The organism is Amycolatopsis jejuensis, assembly GCF_000717335.1.
Lineage (GTDB): Bacteria > Actinomycetota > Actinomycetes > Mycobacteriales > Pseudonocardiaceae > Amycolatopsis > Amycolatopsis jejuensis.
Genome location: NZ_JNYZ01000023.1, coordinates 1 through 17,020, shown reverse-complemented (window position 1 = coordinate 17,020; position 17,020 = coordinate 1). Strand labels below are relative to the sequence as shown.

The following is a 17,020-nucleotide window of genomic DNA, read 5'->3' as shown; positions in this document are numbered from 1 at the left end:
GGCTTCAGGGGGCTTCAGCGGGCTTCAGGGGTGCACGCCGGTGTCGTCCTCGGCGCCTTCGACCTGCGTGATCACCGGCAGTTCCGCGACCCGCAGCCGGGCGCAGCCGTACGGGATCAGCAGTACCTGGTGGATCGGCAGATTCGCGGCGACCGGGCTTTGCGGCAGCGGTCCGGCGGAGTTCGCCACCATTGTCCACTCCGGAATCGGGGCACCTTTCGCCTTCACCACCACCGGCGCGTCGGCTGCGGTGAACGGCACCGCCGCGACCGGGCGGCGTTCGACTTCCCAGGTGTCGATCCGCGCGGGATCGTCCAGCCACAGCCCGATGTTCCACGCCGACCGCGGGGTGATCTCCCATTCCGCCGGGCCGGGGTGATCCGGCACCGGACGCCAGACTTCCTTCACTCCCAACGCCATCACGAGCGGACCGAGCCGGACGCCGACCGCGCCCTTGTCCCGCGCGACCGTGCGCGGGCGCATCGGCAGCACGAGCCGGACGCGGTCTCCGTCCTTCCACTGCCGTCGCACAGCCTGGTAGCCGCGTTCGTCCGGGCGCACCGCGATGGCTTCCCCGGCCACCTCCAGGGTCGCCTCGGAGCACCACCCAGGAATTCGGAGGTGCAGCGTGAACTCGGTGGGATTCGGTGTCTCCACGGAGATTTCGACGGTCTCTTCGAACGGATACGTGGTGAGCACGGAAAGCCGCACCGGCTGGTCGCCGATCGCCGTCGACACAGTGCACGGTGCATACGTAACCGCTGCAAGCCCGTCGGACGTTTCCAGCCACGACGAGCGCACCAGTTTCGGCCAGCCCTGGTGGTAATTCGCCGTGCAGCAGCCGAATTGCGGTTCAAGGCCGAAGACATTGGCGTCGATCCCGCTGTACGTCCAATCGCGTTGCGCGAAGGAAACCAGCACCTGATTGGCTTGCTGGTGGTACTGATGCGCCAGCATACGCGGGTCGTTCGACGCCGGGAGCAGGTTGTACGCGACCTGTTCGAGAAGATCGCCATAGCTGCCGTCGGCGAAAATCGCGGTGACTTCTTCGAGGGTACGCATCAATTCCACGACCTGACACGTCTCCACTCCGTGGTGTGGTTCGCGTCCGGCCAGCCATTCGTCGCCGGAAAACACGCCGTGCACCAAGCCGTGCAAGCGATCCAGGCTCGCGAACATGTCACGGGTCTCGGCGCGATGGCTCTCTTGGCTGTCGAAGAGGTACTCGACCGCCGCCTTCTTCAGTCCCATTGCGACGTTCACGCAATGTTTGAGGTGCTGCATCTGCCGCGTCGGGCCCGGCGTGAGCTCCTTGCCGAGGAACGTGACCCAGTCCGACGTCTGCGCCAGCAGCAACCGGCCGAGGTCAGCCAACCAGGATTCTTGGGTACGGCGGTAAAGCCAATACACCGCCAACGCATTTTCCGCCCCCCTTGCCGCGCCCCAGCTCGCAAGTGGACGGTCCGGCAAGTGCTCCAGCTGGTAACGGAAGTAGCGTTCGAGGAACGGGGCGACACGTTCGTCGTCGGTCGCGTCCGCGTGCTGGATCAACACTTTGAGCGCGACCATCCGCGGCCACCAGTCCTCATTGGACTTCGGCCCGAACTGCCCGTCCGCACGCTGGCTGCCGAGGATCGCTTCGACCCACTTCTCCGCCCTGGCCCGCAATTGCGCGTCGTCGAGGACGTGCGCGAGCGGCAGCAGTCCGTCCACATAGTACGGTCCGCGTTCCCAGTTCTCGCCGGTGCCACCGAGCCATTCGCTGTCCGGGCCGACGTCGGGCCACACCTCCTCGAGCCGGCCGGTCAGCCCGCTCGCCTGCAGCCGCAGCTGGTCGGCCAGCCAGCCGGACGGCCGGATGGCGCCGAGCGGCAGCTCGGACCAGGAACCGGTTGCGCGTCTCACTCGGGAAACTCCTTCCACACTCAGCCGCGCAGCGCGCCGCTGAGCAGACCGCCGACGAAGAACCGCTGCAGGAACAGGTAAAGCAGGAGGCACGGGAGCGCGGAGAGCACGACACCGGCCTGCAGTGCACCGTAGTCGACCGTGCCGTAGTCACCGGCGCTGATGTTCACCAGCATGATCGGCAAGGTGTATTTATCGCCGTCCTGCAGGAAGATCAAGGGTGCCAGGAATTCGTTCCACGAGGCCAGGAACGAGAACAAGGCGACGGTGATGATACCCGGCATCACGATCCGCAGCGAAACTCGCCACAGGGCACCGAAATTCGAGCAACCGTCCACCAGCGCCGCCTCTTCGAGCTCGCGCGGGACCGAGTCGAAACTGTTGCGCATCATGTACATCCCGAACGGAAGCTGGAACATGATGAGCACGATGGCCAGCCCGAATACACTGTTCTGCAAACCGAGTTTGCCAAGCACGATGTACAGCGGAACCAGGATTGTCGCGTACGGCACCATCAGAATGGCCAGCGTGGCCGCGAAAAGCAGGTTGCGGCCGCGGAACTGGAACCGGGAGAAGCCGTACCCGCCGAGGACGCACACCACTACCGTGCCGACCACCACCAGCGCGGCCAGCACAATGCTGTTGCCGAGATACGTCCAGAGTCCCGCGCCGAATTTGAGCAGCGACGCGTAGTTACCCAGCGAAAGCGCGTGCGGCAGCCAGGTGGACGGAATGGCATTCGCCTCGGCGGGCGTCTTCACGGAGTTGATGAACGCCCACACCAAAGGGAACAGGAACGCGAGCGCGAGTGTCAATCCCACGCCGTGGTACCCGATCAGCCGCAGCGCCCGCTCGCTCCACGGCCGTCCGGACACCTGGCGCGGCCGGGCCTCCCCCAGCACCGCGACCACTACGCATCCCCTTTCTCACGACGCAACCGCAACTGAACCGCATTGATCAACACCAAGGCGATCAGCAGGACCACCGACATCGCCGCCGCGGTACCGAGCTTGAAATGACTGAAAGCCGTGTTGTACAGATCGAGCACCACCGTGACGGTCGAATTCGCCGGGCCACCTTGGGTGAGTACGTAGAACTGGTCGAAGGCCAGCACGGAACCGGCAACCGAGAGCATGAAAAGCAAAGTGAGCGTCGGTCGCAGGTACGGCAGTGTGATGTACCGCAACCTGGCCCACGCATTCGCGCCGTCGAGTTTCGCTGCCTCGTACAGTTCCGCCGGCACCGACCGCAACGCGACCAACAGGACCACCACTTGGAACCCGATGAACTTCCACACCACCATCGCGATCACGGTGAACAGCGCTTTTGCCGGCGTGGCAAGGAAACCCGCCGGTTCGCTCAGGATTCCGAGGTCCTGCAGAATCCGGTTGAACACGCCGACCTGGTCGTTCGCGTCCACGCCCCACAACAATGCCGCCGACGCGGTACCGAGCACATACGGCAGGAAAAACGCCGTGCGGTAGAACTTCGCGCCACGCCGCGGGCTGTTCGAAATCGCCACGAGCACAAAGGAAATCCCGAATACCACGACCGTGGTGATTCCGGTGTAGACGAGCGTGAACGTGATGGCCGACAGGAACAGCTTGTCGTGGAAGATCTTCGCGTAATTGTCGAACCCGGCGAAACTGGGAGAGCCGAGCAGCGGCCAGTCGCTGAGCGACATGAACAGCATGATTCCCAGCGGTACCACGAAGAATGCGATCACGATCAGCGCGGTCGGCGTGACGAACAGCAGCCCGGTGAGCGGCCTGCCGGTGGTGCGCGCCCCGGTGCCCGCGGCTTTCCGGCGAGGCCGGGCCGCCGCGGGCCGGGACGGGAGGGTGGTCGTCATTTCAGTTTCCGGCCTGCAGCTTCGCTTGGATTGCCGACTGCGCCGTTTCGAACGCCTGCTTCGCATCGCCGGAACCGAAGACCGCCTGCTGCACGAGCTGGTTCCATGGTCCGGTGTTGTCGTTGAACACCTGACCGTACGCCAGGGAAGCTGGCGTGTACCCGTGTTCGAGGCCCTTCGCGGTCTCGGCGAACCGCGGGTCGGCGGTGGTGTACTGGTTGCCCGCCAAATCCGTACGCACGGGCAGGTTTCCGGCCTTCGCGACTACGTCCACCTGCGTCTTCTGATCCAGCGTCCAGGCAATGAAGTTCCACGCCTGCGCGGCCTTCTTCGAGTTGGCCGCGATGCCGAGGTCGTCGCCGCCGACGTAGGTCGAGGTCGCCTTGCCGTCCGGCGACATGATCGGCGCGATACCCCACTTGAAGTTCACCTTCGCGAGGTTCGCGAACTCGAACGACCCGGCGGGCAGGATGCCGACCTTGCCTGCCTCGAACAGCGTCGTCCAGGTCGACCCGCTCTCGGTCTTGGCCGAGCTCGGCACGATCCCCTCGTCGAACATCCGCTTGTACAGCGCGAATGCCTCCTGCAGCGCGGGGCTGTGCACATCGGCCGACTTGCCGTCGGGCGAGATCGGCGGCGTGCCCGCGGCGACCGCGTACGGCATCGCGGTGTACGCGTTGCAGCCGGGACAGTTGCCCGCGAAGTAGAAGCCGTACGTGTCGCCGCCGGTGGCGCGGATTGCCTTCGCGTCGTTGTACAGGTCGGTGAAGGTCTTCGGCGGCACCTTCGGGTCGAGACCGGCCTTGGTGAACAGGTCCGCGTTGTAGAGGATCACCGAGGAGTCCACTTTGTGCGGTACGGCGTAGGTTTTGCCGTCGGCCGTTGCGGCCTTGACGTGCGAGCCGACCAGCGCGTCGTGGAACGGCAACGCCTGCACGCGGCTGGTGATGTCGGCCCAGATGCCCTGCTGGGAGTAGTTCGGCGCGTACGCGACGTCGGAGGTGAGCAGGTCCGGCAGACTGCCCGAACCCGCCGCGACGCCGACCTTCTGCTGATAGTTCGCGTCCGGCACCGCAGTGAGGGTGACGTGGTTCTTGTGGCTCGCGTTGTACGCGTCGACGAGCGCCTGGCTGTAGGAACCGGTGCCGTTGGCCCGCACCCACATGCTCAGGTTCGCCCCGTCGTCGACCCCGGTCGCGGAGTCTCCCGCGGCACCGGGCGCGTCCCCGGACCCGCCGCCACCGCACGCTGTCAGGGAAACCGCGGCAGCCGCGGCGAGCAGCAACGCGCGCAGTCGGGCACTGGCCATGACACTCGTCTCCTTCGAACCCGCCACGACGGCAAGTTTCGGATAAGGTTTTCCGAAACCTAAGACGCGGCAGATTCCCCGTCAAGGGCCAGTATCCGAACTGTGTTGTGCACCAGCGCTACGGAAATGTTTCCGCGGCAGTTACACTGTCCGGAAAACCAAGTGGAGGGGCGGGATCACGATGAGGCAGGGCGGGCGGCGCAAGGCAGCGACGGTGGCGGACGTCGCGGTGCGGGCAGGCGTGTCCCCGGGCACCGTGTCGAAGGCGCTGAACGGGCGCGGGCAACTGCGCCCGGAAACGCGGCAACGCGTGCTTGCCGCCGCGGAGGAACTCGGGTTTTCCACGAACCTGCTGGCGCGCAGCCTGCTCGAGGGGCGCACGTACACCGTCGGCGTGCTCACCAGCGACAGCTTCGGCCGGTTCACCATCCCGGTGATGCTGGGCGTCGAGGACACGCTGGGCGCGGGCCAGATTTCGGTGCTGCTGTGCGACGGCCGTGACGACCGCATCCGCGAGGGGCACTACCTGCACACGCTGCTGGCCCGCCGGGTCGACGGCATCATCGTCACCGGCCGCGGCAGCGATCCGCGCCCGTCGCTGGGTCAGGACCTGCCGATTCCGGTGATCTACGTGCTGGCGCAGTCGGAGGACCCGCGCGACCGGTCGCTCATCCACGCCGATCGGGAGGGCGCCGAACGCGCGGTGAAACACCTGTTCAGCACCGGACGGCGGCGGATCGCGCACGTCACCGGACCACAGCACCACCTCGCCACGCAGCGGCGGATCGAGGGCGCCACGGCCGCGTTTTCCGCGGTGGGACAGGAAATGGTGCTCGGCGAACCGCTGATGGGCGAGTGGAGCGAACGCTGGGGCCGCGAGGCGGCAAGCATCCTGGTCCGCAGCGGAAAGCCGTTCGACGGCGTGTTCTGCGGCAGCGACCAGATCGCCCGCGGACTGCTGGATGGGCTGCGCGAAAGCGGGCACAAGGTCCCCGACGAGGTCGGCGTGGTCGGCTTCGACAACTGGGAGGTGATGGCCGAGGCCGCCCGCCCGCCGCTCACCACCATCGACCTGAACCTGCACGAACTCGGCCGCGTCGCGGCGACCGAGCTGCTGGATGCGATGAACGGGAAAGCGCTGGAAAGCGGGGTCCGGTCGGTGCCGTGCCGGTTGGTGGTGCGGGAGTCTTCGGAGAGCCGGGGGTGGTTCCCGCCTGCTCCGGCCGCTGCGGCCACTCCGGTCGCTCCTGCCGAGCGCCCAGAAATGTTGCCCGGCCACGAAACCGAACCGTTGCCCTGAGATTCCTTGACGGTCGGGCGAGCGGGCCGCTACGGTTCGGAAACCGTTTTCCGGATCACGGCCACTTGCAGCCCCCGACAAGGGAAGGCCCGATGTCCGTACTCCAAAGTTGCAGACGTTTGTCGTTGGTGGCGTTGTTGTTCGTCACGGCCTTGGCCACCGCGCTGGTCACCGCGCGGCCGGCCAAAGCCGCGCAGCCCTACACCCTGGACAACGCGGAAACTGCCCTCACGGCTTTTCTGAACACCTATTACAACCCCGGCAATGGGATGTTCTACGCGTCCATCAGCGACCATTCCCCGCTGGATCTGTGGACGAGCGCCTACATCCGGCAAGGGTTGTGCACCGCCAATGCCAATACCGGCGGAAAATACCGGCAACTGCTGCGCGACACGTACTACGGTTTCGAACGCAGTGAAGCCACCACATTCACCTGGACCGAAACCGTCAACGGCGTGCAGCGCACCACCACCGACCCGTATTGGTGGACCGGAGGAAACGACGCGAACGACGACTATCTGTGGAACATCAGCGCGGGCCTGTGCGCGTACGAGGCGACTCGCGATCCACACCTGTTGCAAGAAGTCGAAGCGGAAACCCGCTATATTCTCGAAACCCAGCTCGACAGCCGCGCCGGCTACGGCGACTACGGCGTGTGGCACGACTGGAAGAACATCGGCGACTACAAGGACATTTCCACCACCGGACAGCTGCCGTACATCGCCATGGCGCTCGCGAAATATTTCCCGAACCAGACGATGTACAACAATGCACTGGGCCAGAGCTACACGTACAAGCAGTACGCGAAAATGACGTACGACTGGTCCATGCTGTGGTTGCAGCAGGACGGCAGCATTCTCAACGGCACCAATGGTTCGCAGACCGGGTATTACGACAAGAACCATTACATGATGAACGTCGGCCTGATCGCCGATTCGGCCGCGGCGATGTACGCGGACACACACGACCCGAAATACCTCAGCGACGGCCAGCGCGTGATCGACTGGGGCCGTAACCGATTCACCATTCCTTACCAGGGCAAGCAAATCCTGTGGCCGCAATGGCTCACGTCGAACGGCGGCGCGCATTACAACCTGTGGGTCGACCCTGATCAGAACCAGAACACGGTCGCCAAGGGAATCATGTCGCGTGGCATCGTGAATTTCCTGAATGCCACCGGGCAGAAACAGTATCTCGGCTGGATGCACGACAATGCGCAAACCGCGTGGGACAACCGGCATCTGTCGGACAATCTCCTGTACACGAACTGGCAGGTGCCGAACAAGCTGCCCGCCAACGGATTGGCGTCGGGGAACTTCACCGGCATCGACCTGATGTACCGGGTGCTGGACGCGCAGTCGGGTGCTTCATCGCTGCTCAACGCAGGCTTCGAAACCGACGGCGCTCGGACGAACGCCCCCTTCGGCTGGCTGACCTACGGTTTCGGCAACTCGGCCAACGACGGCGCGACTTTCGCCGAACAGAAGGACGCGCACCACGGGTCGTATGTGCTGACGCAGTACAAGAATTCGCCGTACCAGACGTACGCGTTCCAGACCGCACACGTCCCGAACGGCACGTACACGGTGTCGGCATGGGTACGCAGCAGCGGCGGCCAGGAGGCGGCGTACCTGGATGTGAAGGACTTCGGCAACGGCGCAGACTTGACGGCCGACGTCCGCGGGGTACCGAACAGCGGTTGGACGCAGGTGTCGATCCCGAACGTGCCAGTGACGAACGGGCAGGCAACCATCGGCGTGTACTCGAAGGCGAGCGCAGGCCAGTGGATCAACGTGGACGACGTACTCCTCACCCCGGCAGCGGTGACCACTCCGGCATACACGGCCCGCAACTTCTCCTTCGAGGACGACGGAAAGGCAACCCAGACCCCCTCCCGCTGGACGGCCTACAACTTCGGCAACACGGCCAACGACGGGTCGAGTTTCACGGAAAAGAAGGCAGCGCCGTACGACGCGCGTACCGGGGACTACACGCTGACGCACTACAAGAGCAGCGCGTACCGGGTATACACGTCGCAGAATGTGACGGGCTTGCCGAATGGCACGTATGACGTCACCGCATGGGTCCGCAGCAGCGGTGGCCAGAATGCGGCGTACCTGGACGTGAAGGACTTCGGCAACGGCGCCGACCTGACGGCAGACATGAGCGACGCATCCGGCAGCACGTGGACGCTGGTGTCGATCCGCAACGTCCCGGTGACAAACGGCCAGGCAACGATCGGCTTCTACTCGGACGCCGGTGCGGGGCAATGGGTGAACATCGACGATGTGAACTTGGCGAAGCATTAGGAGGGCATGGTTGAGGGCGGTGGGGGCCGGTCCCGGTTTTGGGGTCGGCCCCACCGCTCTTTTTCTCACCCTCGGCACTGACCGCCGGGTTGGCCTCCGGCGCGGGTTGGCGGGGTGGCGCGGTCGACCGGGCGGGTGGGACGAGCCGATCCCAACCGGGATGAGCCCAACCGATCGGGACCCAAGCTGGAGGTGACTTGGTCCAAGTCGGACTCGGCCGGATCGGACCGCTTCGGGCCAATCGGAACTAGACCCAGCCGAACTGCGCCGGGTTGGCAGAACCAAGCCACCCCGAGCCACGCCACGCCGAGCTGAGCCAGGCCACGCCGGGTCGGGTCGGGTCGGGTCGGGTCGGGTCATTTCAGGCCACGCCTAGCCTGTCCGGCCGGTCGGGCCACGGCTATGCCGAACCAGGTCAGGCGACGCCCAAGCCGGGCGGGGCCGTGCTGAGTTCGGCCCCACAGGCCGGGCCAAGCCACTCCGGCCTGGCCCAACTCCGGGCTGGGTCAAGCCGCGTCGAGCTCGGCCAATTCGGGCCTGGACCAGCGGCACCTCCCCATCGACTCCAACCCGGCCCAACTGCCCAGCCCCAACTCAAACCCAAGCCCTACTCAAACCCCAAGCCCAAACCCCGGCCCACCCCAGGCCTCACGAAAACCGGGCCAACCTCACCCCCACCCCTCCTGTGTCCCCGTCTGCTCATTAGGTGCCATCAGGGAAAACTCCGCCCCCTGGTCGTCCCTCGCCAGCACCATTCGGCCGTACGGCGTATCCGTCGGCGGGCTCACCACGGTTCCTCCCAGCTCCGGGATTCGCGCCGCCAGCCCGTCCGCATCCGACGTCCAGAAGTACGTGTTCCACCCGGCCTTCAGCTCGGCCGGTCCGCCTTCCGACAGCTCACCCAGCCCACCGACCGGGCGCCCGTCGACATCCAGCGTTGCGTACGTGAAGCCGTCTCCCGACAAATCGGTGAACGTGTACCCGAATACGTCGCCATAAAACTGCTTGGCCGTTGCGAAATCGCGCGTCATGCACTCGTTCCAGGCAGGCGCACCCGGCGTCAGAGTGACTCCCGTGCCGAGGTGCCGGCCCGGTTGCCACAGGCCGAAAACCAAGCCCGTGGGGTCCATCGCGATCGCCATCCGGCCCTCGGTCATCACGTCCATTGGCGGGGCGATGACGCTGCCGCCCGCCTCGGTGATGGCCGTGACCGTTTTGTCCACATCGGACACTCCGAGATACGTGGTCCACGCGGGCGGCATCCCCTCCTGCTCCGGTGGGATCTGGCCGATCCCGGCCACCGGCTTTCCGGCTACCTGTGCCATTCCGTAGAACCCGGTCTCGGGTCCGCCGGTCTCCACCGTCCAGCCCAGCAGTGCCGAGTAGAACGCGACCGCCTTGTCCCGGTCGGGCACCATCAAATCGCCCCAGCACGGGGTACCGGATGGCCACGGTTCGGTTCTGATGATCATGTTTCCTCCCAGTCTTGTGCCAGCCGTCACAGTGTCGCACCGGGGACCGACAAAAACGGGAGTGTGTTGTTCAGCGACCGCCGACCACCAGGTGGGCGTACACGATGATGTTGTCCACGTAGCTGTGCTCGCCCCGGTCGAACGCGCCACCGCAGGTGATGAGCCGCAGTTCGGCGTCCGAGGTGTCGCCGTACACCGCGTCGCTCGGGAAGACGTCCTTAGGTACCTGGTCCACCTTGGTCACCACGAAGTGCGCCGTGCTGCCGTCGCGGCGGGCGATGGAGATGTCGTCTCCCGGCTTCATTTCCTTCAGCCGGTAGAAGATCCCCTTCTGCTTGTTGCCGTCCACGTGCCCGAGCACCACCGCGGGCCCGGCCTCCCCCGGCGTCGGCCCGAACTGGTACCACCCGGCCTGCAACGGCGTGCTCACCGACGGTACCTGCACCGTGTTGTCCGGGTTGAGCCCGAGCGGCACGAGGCTCGAATGCGCCTCGATCCGCGGGATGTCCAGCGAAACCGGGTCCGACTTCGGCAACGCGGCCGCGGACGGCGCATCGGAACTGGCGACGGGCACCGGAGTCCCGTCCGTCGAACATCCCGTCAGCACCACGGCGAGCGCAACCGCCACCGCGGCGAGCGTCTTCCTGATCACGTCTCCCCCACCTCGCTCCGGGACCGGCCCCGGCCTCCCGCCAGGCCAGGGCCGGAAACCGGGTCAGCCACGCTGGCGGCGCCGCATCAGCACGAACCCTGCCCCACCGACGGCGAGCGCACCCATCGCACCCGCGGCGATCGGGATGTCGGCGGTCGAGGCGCTGTCCGCGACCGGCCCGTCCGTGCCCCCGGTCTGCGGTGCCCCCGACGGCACCTTGGTGACCTGCTTCGGCGCAGGCTTGGTAGCCGGCTTGGCCGCCAGCACGGTGAACTTCGTGCCGATTTCCGCGCCACCGCAGGAGAACGACACCTGATACGTCCCCGGCTTCACGTCCTTGCGCACCGTCGCGGTGGCCTGCGACACCGGCGCCTTCGCCGGGTCCTTCTGCGGCCCGACCGCGGACAGCTTGCCGATCTGCAGCGCCGACGACTTCAGCCCCGAGATCGCCGACGCCTCGCATCCGACGCGCACCAGCACCTTGTCCCCCGCCCGTCCGGACGACGGCAGCACCCGCACGAACGCCTTGGGCACCCCGGCGTGGTCACCGGCCGGCGCAGGCGCAGTCGTGGTGGGCGCGGGGGTGGGGGTGGGCGCAGGCGCCGACCCGGAAGCAAAAGCCGGGGCGGCCGAAAGCATCCCGGCGGCAATCAGCGTGGAGACGACAGCAATTCGTTTCATGACACTCCCCTTGATGAAATTCGGATCTCGCGGCAAATGGCCGCGAGGAATCCGTACCCGGCCGACAGTTCCCCCTGCGGTCCGGGCGTTTTCTTCCGACATCACCAAGACGTCTCCGCCCCCTAAGGGGTTGCCCGGCACACAAAAAAACCGCCGGGAACAATTTCCCGGCGGCTGTTTCGGCCTGTAAGACTATTCGGCAAGACTCCCGTCGCCCGCTTTCGCCGCGCCCGCGGGTACCCGCGAAACCTGCGCGGCAGGTACGGAAAACGTTGTGGTGTAAGGTTTTCCGCCACACGCGACAGTGAGCGGGTAGCGGCCGGGAGCAGTACCCGGCACCAGTTCCGCAGCCGCACTGACGGTGGCCCGCACACTGACGAACGGGCCGAAGTCGTACCCGGAAAACTTCAACACCGGAGAACTGAACTTCGTGGCCCCGGCCTGTGCTCCGGGGCAATCCGCGAGGGCGACATTCGCGTCATCGCCGCGTTGATAAACGTTCACCTGCCCGTGCAGCACCGCAGTGTCCTGGTTCAGCTGCACCGTGACCGGATCCGGCGCCGGACCTGCCGCCGACGCCACTGCCGGCGCGGCCATCCCGAGCACCGCTGCCGCCACCAAAACCGCGCTCCTGCGCACGTTCTTCCTCCCCGGTATCCGCCTGTTCACCCCGCAAGACGCGGTGCGTGGCGCGGGGTTGCCCGGCAGGTGGAAATCAGTCCAGATCGTCGTGCCGCATGAGCTGGCGGCCCGCTTCGGTGATGGATCCCGACAGCGACGGGTACACCGAGAACGTGAGCGCCAGGTGGTCCACCGTCAGCTGGTTCTGCACGGCCAGCGCGATCGGCAGGATCAGCTCGCTCGCCGACGGCGCCACCACGACGCCGCCGACCACCACGCCGGTGGCCGGACGGCAGAACAGCTTCACGAAACCGCGGCGCAGACCTTCCATTTTCGCCCGCGCGTTGGTGGCCAGCGGCAGCATGATCGTGCGCGCGGGGACCTCGCCGGAGTCGATGGCCTGCTGGCTGATCCCGACGGTCGCGATTTCCGGATGCGTGAACACATTCGCGGCCACCGTCTTGAGCTTGATCGGCGCGACGCCCTCGCCCAGCGCGTGCCACATCGCGATCCGGCCCTGCATGCTGGCGACGGACGCGAGCATCAGCACCCCGGTGCAGTCACCCGCGGCGTACACCCCGGGGACGCTGGTACGAGACACCCGATCGACCGCGATGAAGCCGCCCGGCCCCGGCTCGATGCCGACCCGGTCGAGGCCGATGTCAGCGGTGTTCGGGATCGACCCGACAGTCATCAGCGCATGGCTGGCCTCGATCACGCGACCGTCAGCCAAGTGGACCTCGACGCCCTTCTCAGTGCGCTCCACGCGTTCCGCACGCGCCTGCTTGGCCACGGTGGTACCGCGCTGCGTGAAGACCTCCTCGAGCACGGCAGCGGCGTCGGCGTCCTCGTGCGGCAGCACGCGGTCCCGGCTGGACACGACGGTGACCTTCACGCCCATCTCCGTGTACGCCGACGCGAACTCGGCGCCCGTGACACCCGACCCGATCACCGCGAGGTGCTCCGGCAAGTCGGTGAGGTCGTACAGCTGGCGCCAGTCGAGAATCCGCTCACCGTCGGGGACTGCGCCGGGCAGCACCCGCGGCGTGGCGCCGGTGGCGATCAGGACTACGTCGGCGGACAGGGATTCAGTAGCCCCGTCGGAATCTGTGACCGCGACCCGGTGCGTGGCAAGACCCGGTTCGTCGTCGGCAAACCGCGCCTCGCCGGTGATCACGCGGACGCCCTCGCGCTGTACCCGGGCGCGGATGTCGGCCGACTGCGCGAGCGCCAGGCCCTTCACCCGGCCGTGCACGGTGGGGAGGTCGACCTTCGTGTCCGCGAGATCGGTGTTGATCCCCAGCTCGCCCAGGTCGTGCATCTTCGCCAGCGCGCCGGACGACGCGATGAACGTCTTCGACGGCACGCAGTCGTAGAGGACACAGGCGCCACCGAGGCCGTCCCGCTCGACGATCGTCACGTCGGCGCCGTGCTGGGCCGCGACCAAGGCCGCCTCGTAGCCCGCCGGGCCGCCGCCCATGATCACGATCCTGGTCACCCGGGTCCTCCTCGTCGACGTGCTTGGCGGTGGTGCTCACCGTACGCGGGAGACCTGACGGCAAAGCGAAGTGCCCGGACACGGCATGTGCATCCGCTCGTGCGCGGCGGGGGTCGCTAGGCTGTCGCGCGTGCCGTTGTATGCCGCTTACGGATCCAACATGGAGCCCGCCCAGATGCTGGAGCGCGCCCCGCATTCGCCCATGGCCGGCACTGGCTGGCTGGAGGGCTGGCGGCTGACCTTCGGCGGCGAGGACCTCGGCTGGGAAGGCGCGCTGGCCACCATCGTCGAGGACGCGTCGTCGCGGGTCTTCGTGGTGCTGTACGACGTGACCGCCCTGGACGAGGAACGCCTCGACCGCTGGGAAGGCGGCGAGCTCGGAATGCACACGAAGATCCGCCTGCGGGTACAGACGATGGACGGCTCGGTGCTCGCGTGGCTCTACGTCCTGGACGCCTACGAGGGCGGCCTGCCGTCGGCCCGGTACCTCGGGGTGCTGGCGGACGCGGCGGAAGCAGCGGCTGCACCGGTGGACTACGTGGACGACCTGCGGACGCGTCCGTGCACGGGCATCAGCGGGTGAATCCTTCCGGCGGGGAGCACCGGGCCGGACGCCTTGCCGGTTGTCCCCATCCCGACCGGGCCTGTGGATAACTCCGGCCAGACGGAAGATCCACAACCCGCCCGGGAGCGCCACTCGCGACCACCCGGCAGGGGCTCACTCACACGGACATCGCTTACCACAGCGCTCACATTCGATCGCACTGGGTGACCACTTCGGACCACCAGAGGCCAAGCGAAGAGCCGTCGCGGACCCGTCGAAGATCCACTCAGGACCGCGCAGACCCACTCGCGCCCTAGGAAATCACATCGTCCGGCCAGCTCCGAAACCCGCAGAAACCCTTGCCCGGTAACGCGAAATCTGTAAACCGGCCACTGATCGCTCGCCGCCGCACACCAGCCGTGAGCGATGAGCACCTGACTCTGCCACTGAGCAATACCACGGCACTCCACCAGCCCGGGATCACCCACAGTCAACACCCACGCCACCGACCGGAGAACCCGCCACAACACCGGGTGATCCGCCCGTCGACACCCCCGCACGAGGGGTACTTCTCCCCCTCCTGAGTTATCCACATCGCCCGCGGGCCTGTGGACAACTCAGGCCAGCGAGGCCAGCGCGGTGTGCACCAAAGTGCGGACGCCGACGAGCAACGCGCGCTCGTCGAGGACGAAGGTCGGCCGGTGGATGTCGGCTTGCGGAGCGGGCGGACCGGACCACACGCCGAGCCGCGCGAAAGCGCCCTGGACGTGCTCGAGGTACCAGCCGAAGTCCTCTCCACCGGACGATTGTTCCGTTCCGGCAAGACCGTGCTCACCGACGGCCGCCTCGATACCTGCGCGCATCAGCGCCGTCGACTCGGCGTCGGAGACCACCGGGGGTACGCCACGCCGGTAGTCCAGCGAGAACCCGACGCCGGTCGGGGCCAGCAGCGACTCCACCGACGACGCGACCAGCGGCTCCAGCGCCTTCCACACCTCGTGGTCGGCGGTGCGCAGCGTGCCCCGCAGGACGCCGTCCTGCGGGACCGCGTTCGCGGCCTGTCCGGCGTGCACAGCACCCCACACCAGCACGGTGCCGGATCGCGGGTCGACGCGGCGCGACAGCACCGACGGCAGCGACGTGATCACCGTGCCGAGCGCGTACACGAGGTCGGCCGTGAGGTGCGGACGCGACGTGTGGCCGCCCGGCGAGGTGAGGCGCAGTTCGATGAGGTCCGCGGCCGAGGTGAGCGCGCCGACGCGGGTGCCGACCTTGCCTGCCTCGAGCCGCGGGTCGACGTGCAGGCCGTAGATCCGCTCGACACCTTCGAGCGCACCCGCGGCGACCATGTCCAGCGCACCGCCGGGCATGACCTCCTCCGCGGGCTGGAAAATCAGCCGCACGCGGCCGGGCAGCTCGGGCGCACCGGCGAGGGCACGGGCGGCGCCGAGCAGGATGGCGGTGTGCGCGTCGTGACCGCACATGTGCGCCGCACCCTCGGTGGTGGACGCGTACGGGAGCCCGGTGGCCTCGGTGAGCGGCAGCGCATCGATGTCCGCCCGAAGCGCGACGCACCGCTCGCCGCGGCCGATGTCGCACACCACGCCGGTGCCGCCGGGCAGCACCCACGGCTTGAGCCCGACCGCGCGCAGCAGCGACACGATCAGCTCGGTGGTCGCGAACTCGTGCCGCGACAGCTCCGGGTGGGCATGGATGTGCCTGCGCCACGCGAGTACGTCGGTCGCGTTGGCGCGCAGCCAATCGTCCAGCCAGAACGGGCCGCGGCCCGCACCAAGGTCGTCCACAGGAGCCATGCTGACCCCGGCTTCGGAGAGGAGCGCGCCGGGCGCCTCGATCGGGTTGCTCTCGTGGTCACCTGGAACGTTCGGTCGTGAATCCAGCACAGTCACGCCGCACCTCCTCCCGCAACACGAGCGCAGGGGGTCACGCAACGTGCCGTTCGATCTGTCATACGCATTTGCAGATGATCGTGCACCATGCAGGTGGCAAGCGGCGCGCCGACGGCAACCGGCCTAGACGGCCGGTACCGGATCTGCGGCGAACGGCGGCCCGAAGTTCGGCCTGGGTGAATGGAAAGGCAGCCGGAACGGCAGTTGCGGGGAGGACTCAGCCGCCTTGGGCTTTACGCCGCTTGATCCGATGCCGCCGCCCGAAGAACACGATGGCGAGCAACACCACCGCCGCACCCCCGGCAATCAGGTTCTTCTTGGTCTTTTCGGCGTTGGCCTTGTCAGTCTGCGTCGGATCGAGCACCGGCCCCGGCGGCACCTGCGCGAGGTCGCCCACCTGCGTGATCGCGACCCCGGTGACCGGGGCAGGCGCCGGAGCCGCATCCGCTGCCGAAACAGGCAGCACCCCGGTGAGCAGCACCCCGAGCAGACCGGCCAGCAGCAGTCCCCGCACCTTCGCCATGACATCCCTTCTACGCCCTACCGAGGCATTGTGCCCGCCGACCGACAGCAACGTCACCCGCCACGCGGAGGAGCCACCCCCGTTCGCCCCGTGACGACGACCGCCGGGCGCACCCGCCCCCTCAACACCTAAAGCCCCCCGCCCCCCGCTGTCGCCCCACTTCCGTGAAGGCCACCTTCACGGACTCAGATTCCCTCATGGTTCCCTTCACAGCCCCCTATTCCGTGAAGGTTCCCTTCACGGACTTCGTACCGGGACCGTCCCCCTTCACAACCCTCATCCGTGAAGGGAACCTTCACGGACTTCCCCCACCACCCCACCGCAGCCGACGCACCCACCGGACCGGGCACCCAGCCCCCGCCCTGCACCCCGATCCGAAGCCCCCACACGGTCTGAATGGCTTGTCAAGGCATCTTTCCCGCCTTGACAAGCCATTCAGACCGT

14 protein-coding genes are annotated in these 17,020 nt (G+C 67.1%); 3 read left to right on the top strand and 11 right to left on the bottom strand.

Annotated elements, in window-relative coordinates; genetic code table 11:
- Positions 1–24: 24 nt before the first annotated feature.
- The 4 genes from OO71_RS29495 to OO71_RS29480 are packed head-to-tail and all read right to left on the bottom strand — an operon-like array spanning position 25 to position 5,066.
- Positions 25–1,905 carry a beta-L-arabinofuranosidase domain-containing protein gene (locus tag OO71_RS29495; RefSeq protein ID WP_033293215.1) on the bottom strand — a complete coding sequence of 627 codons (1,881 nt, stop codon included), beginning with the start codon at positions 1,903–1,905 and terminating at the stop codon, positions 25–27.
- 20 nt (positions 1,906–1,925) lie between these two features.
- On the bottom strand, positions 1,926–2,816 hold the full coding sequence (locus OO71_RS29490) for a carbohydrate ABC transporter permease (RefSeq protein WP_245633819.1): 891 nt from the start codon (positions 2,814–2,816) through the stop codon (positions 1,926–1,928).
- Positions 2,816–3,757, bottom strand: coding sequence for a carbohydrate ABC transporter permease (locus tag OO71_RS29485; RefSeq protein ID WP_033293214.1), 942 nt, complete (start codon positions 3,755–3,757; stop codon positions 2,816–2,818). Before OO71_RS29485 ends, OO71_RS29490 begins: the two co-directional genes overlap by 1 nt.
- 1 nt (position 3,758) lies before the next feature.
- Positions 3,759–5,066: an ABC transporter substrate-binding protein gene (locus OO71_RS29480; protein WP_033293213.1), complete on the bottom strand. Its 1,308-nt coding sequence runs from the start codon at positions 5,064–5,066 to the stop codon at positions 3,759–3,761.
- A 181-nt stretch (positions 5,067–5,247) separates the two neighbouring features.
- Between OO71_RS29480 and OO71_RS29475 the strand changes: the two genes are divergently transcribed.
- Both OO71_RS29475 and OO71_RS29470 read left to right on the top strand, forming a co-directional pair.
- Positions 5,248–6,366 (top strand): LacI family DNA-binding transcriptional regulator, encoded by a 1,119-nt coding sequence (locus tag OO71_RS29475; protein ID WP_063740131.1) that lies wholly within the window; start codon positions 5,248–5,250, stop codon positions 6,364–6,366.
- A 92-nt stretch (positions 6,367–6,458) separates the two neighbouring features.
- Positions 6,459–8,675 (top strand): glycoside hydrolase family protein, encoded by a 2,217-nt coding sequence (locus OO71_RS29470; protein ID WP_156096602.1) that lies wholly within the window; start codon positions 6,459–6,461, stop codon positions 8,673–8,675.
- A gap of 668 nt (positions 8,676–9,343) precedes the next feature.
- Here the strand turns inward: OO71_RS29470 and OO71_RS29465 are convergent.
- The 5 genes from OO71_RS29465 to OO71_RS29445 form a co-directional block, all read right to left on the bottom strand.
- Positions 9,344–10,147, bottom strand: a complete 804-nt coding sequence (locus OO71_RS29465) for a VOC family protein (protein ID WP_033293211.1) — start codon at positions 10,145–10,147, stop codon at positions 9,344–9,346.
- Positions 10,148–10,217: 70 nt separating this feature from the next.
- Positions 10,218–10,799 carry a class F sortase gene (locus tag OO71_RS29460; protein ID WP_033293210.1) on the bottom strand — a complete coding sequence of 194 codons (582 nt, stop codon included), beginning with the start codon at positions 10,797–10,799 and terminating at the stop codon, positions 10,218–10,220.
- Positions 10,800–10,862: 63 nt separating this feature from the next.
- Positions 10,863–11,480, bottom strand: coding sequence for a hypothetical protein (locus OO71_RS29455; RefSeq protein ID WP_033293209.1), 618 nt, complete (start codon positions 11,478–11,480; stop codon positions 10,863–10,865).
- Between the two features lie 192 nt (positions 11,481–11,672).
- On the bottom strand, positions 11,673–12,119 hold the full coding sequence (locus OO71_RS29450) for a hypothetical protein (protein ID WP_033293208.1): 447 nt from the start codon (positions 12,117–12,119) through the stop codon (positions 11,673–11,675).
- Positions 12,120–12,195: 76 nt separating this feature from the next.
- The gene (locus OO71_RS29445) at positions 12,196–13,599 is read right to left on the bottom strand and encodes an NAD(P)H-quinone dehydrogenase (RefSeq protein ID WP_033293207.1); all 1,404 of its coding nucleotides are present in this window, start codon (positions 13,597–13,599) and stop codon (positions 12,196–12,198) included.
- Between the two features lie 130 nt (positions 13,600–13,729).
- Here OO71_RS29445 and OO71_RS29440 point away from each other — a divergent pair, with 130 nt between their 5' ends.
- A complete protein-coding gene (locus OO71_RS29440; RefSeq protein ID WP_211260636.1) occupies positions 13,730–14,182 on the top strand; it encodes a gamma-glutamylcyclotransferase family protein in 453 nt (150 codons plus the stop codon).
- Positions 14,183–14,760: 578 nt separating this feature from the next.
- On the opposite strand, the gene OO71_RS29435 is transcribed toward OO71_RS29440, so the two are convergent.
- Together OO71_RS29435 and OO71_RS29430 are read right to left on the bottom strand one after the other, a co-directional pair.
- Complete coding sequence (locus tag OO71_RS29435; protein ID WP_156096601.1) at positions 14,761–16,053, bottom strand: amidohydrolase; 1,293 nt, start codon at positions 16,051–16,053, stop codon at positions 14,761–14,763.
- A 217-nt stretch (positions 16,054–16,270) separates the two neighbouring features.
- Positions 16,271–16,576 carry a hypothetical protein gene (locus tag OO71_RS29430; protein ID WP_033293205.1) on the bottom strand — a complete coding sequence of 102 codons (306 nt, stop codon included), beginning with the start codon at positions 16,574–16,576 and terminating at the stop codon, positions 16,271–16,273.
- Positions 16,577–17,020 lie beyond the last annotated feature (444 nt).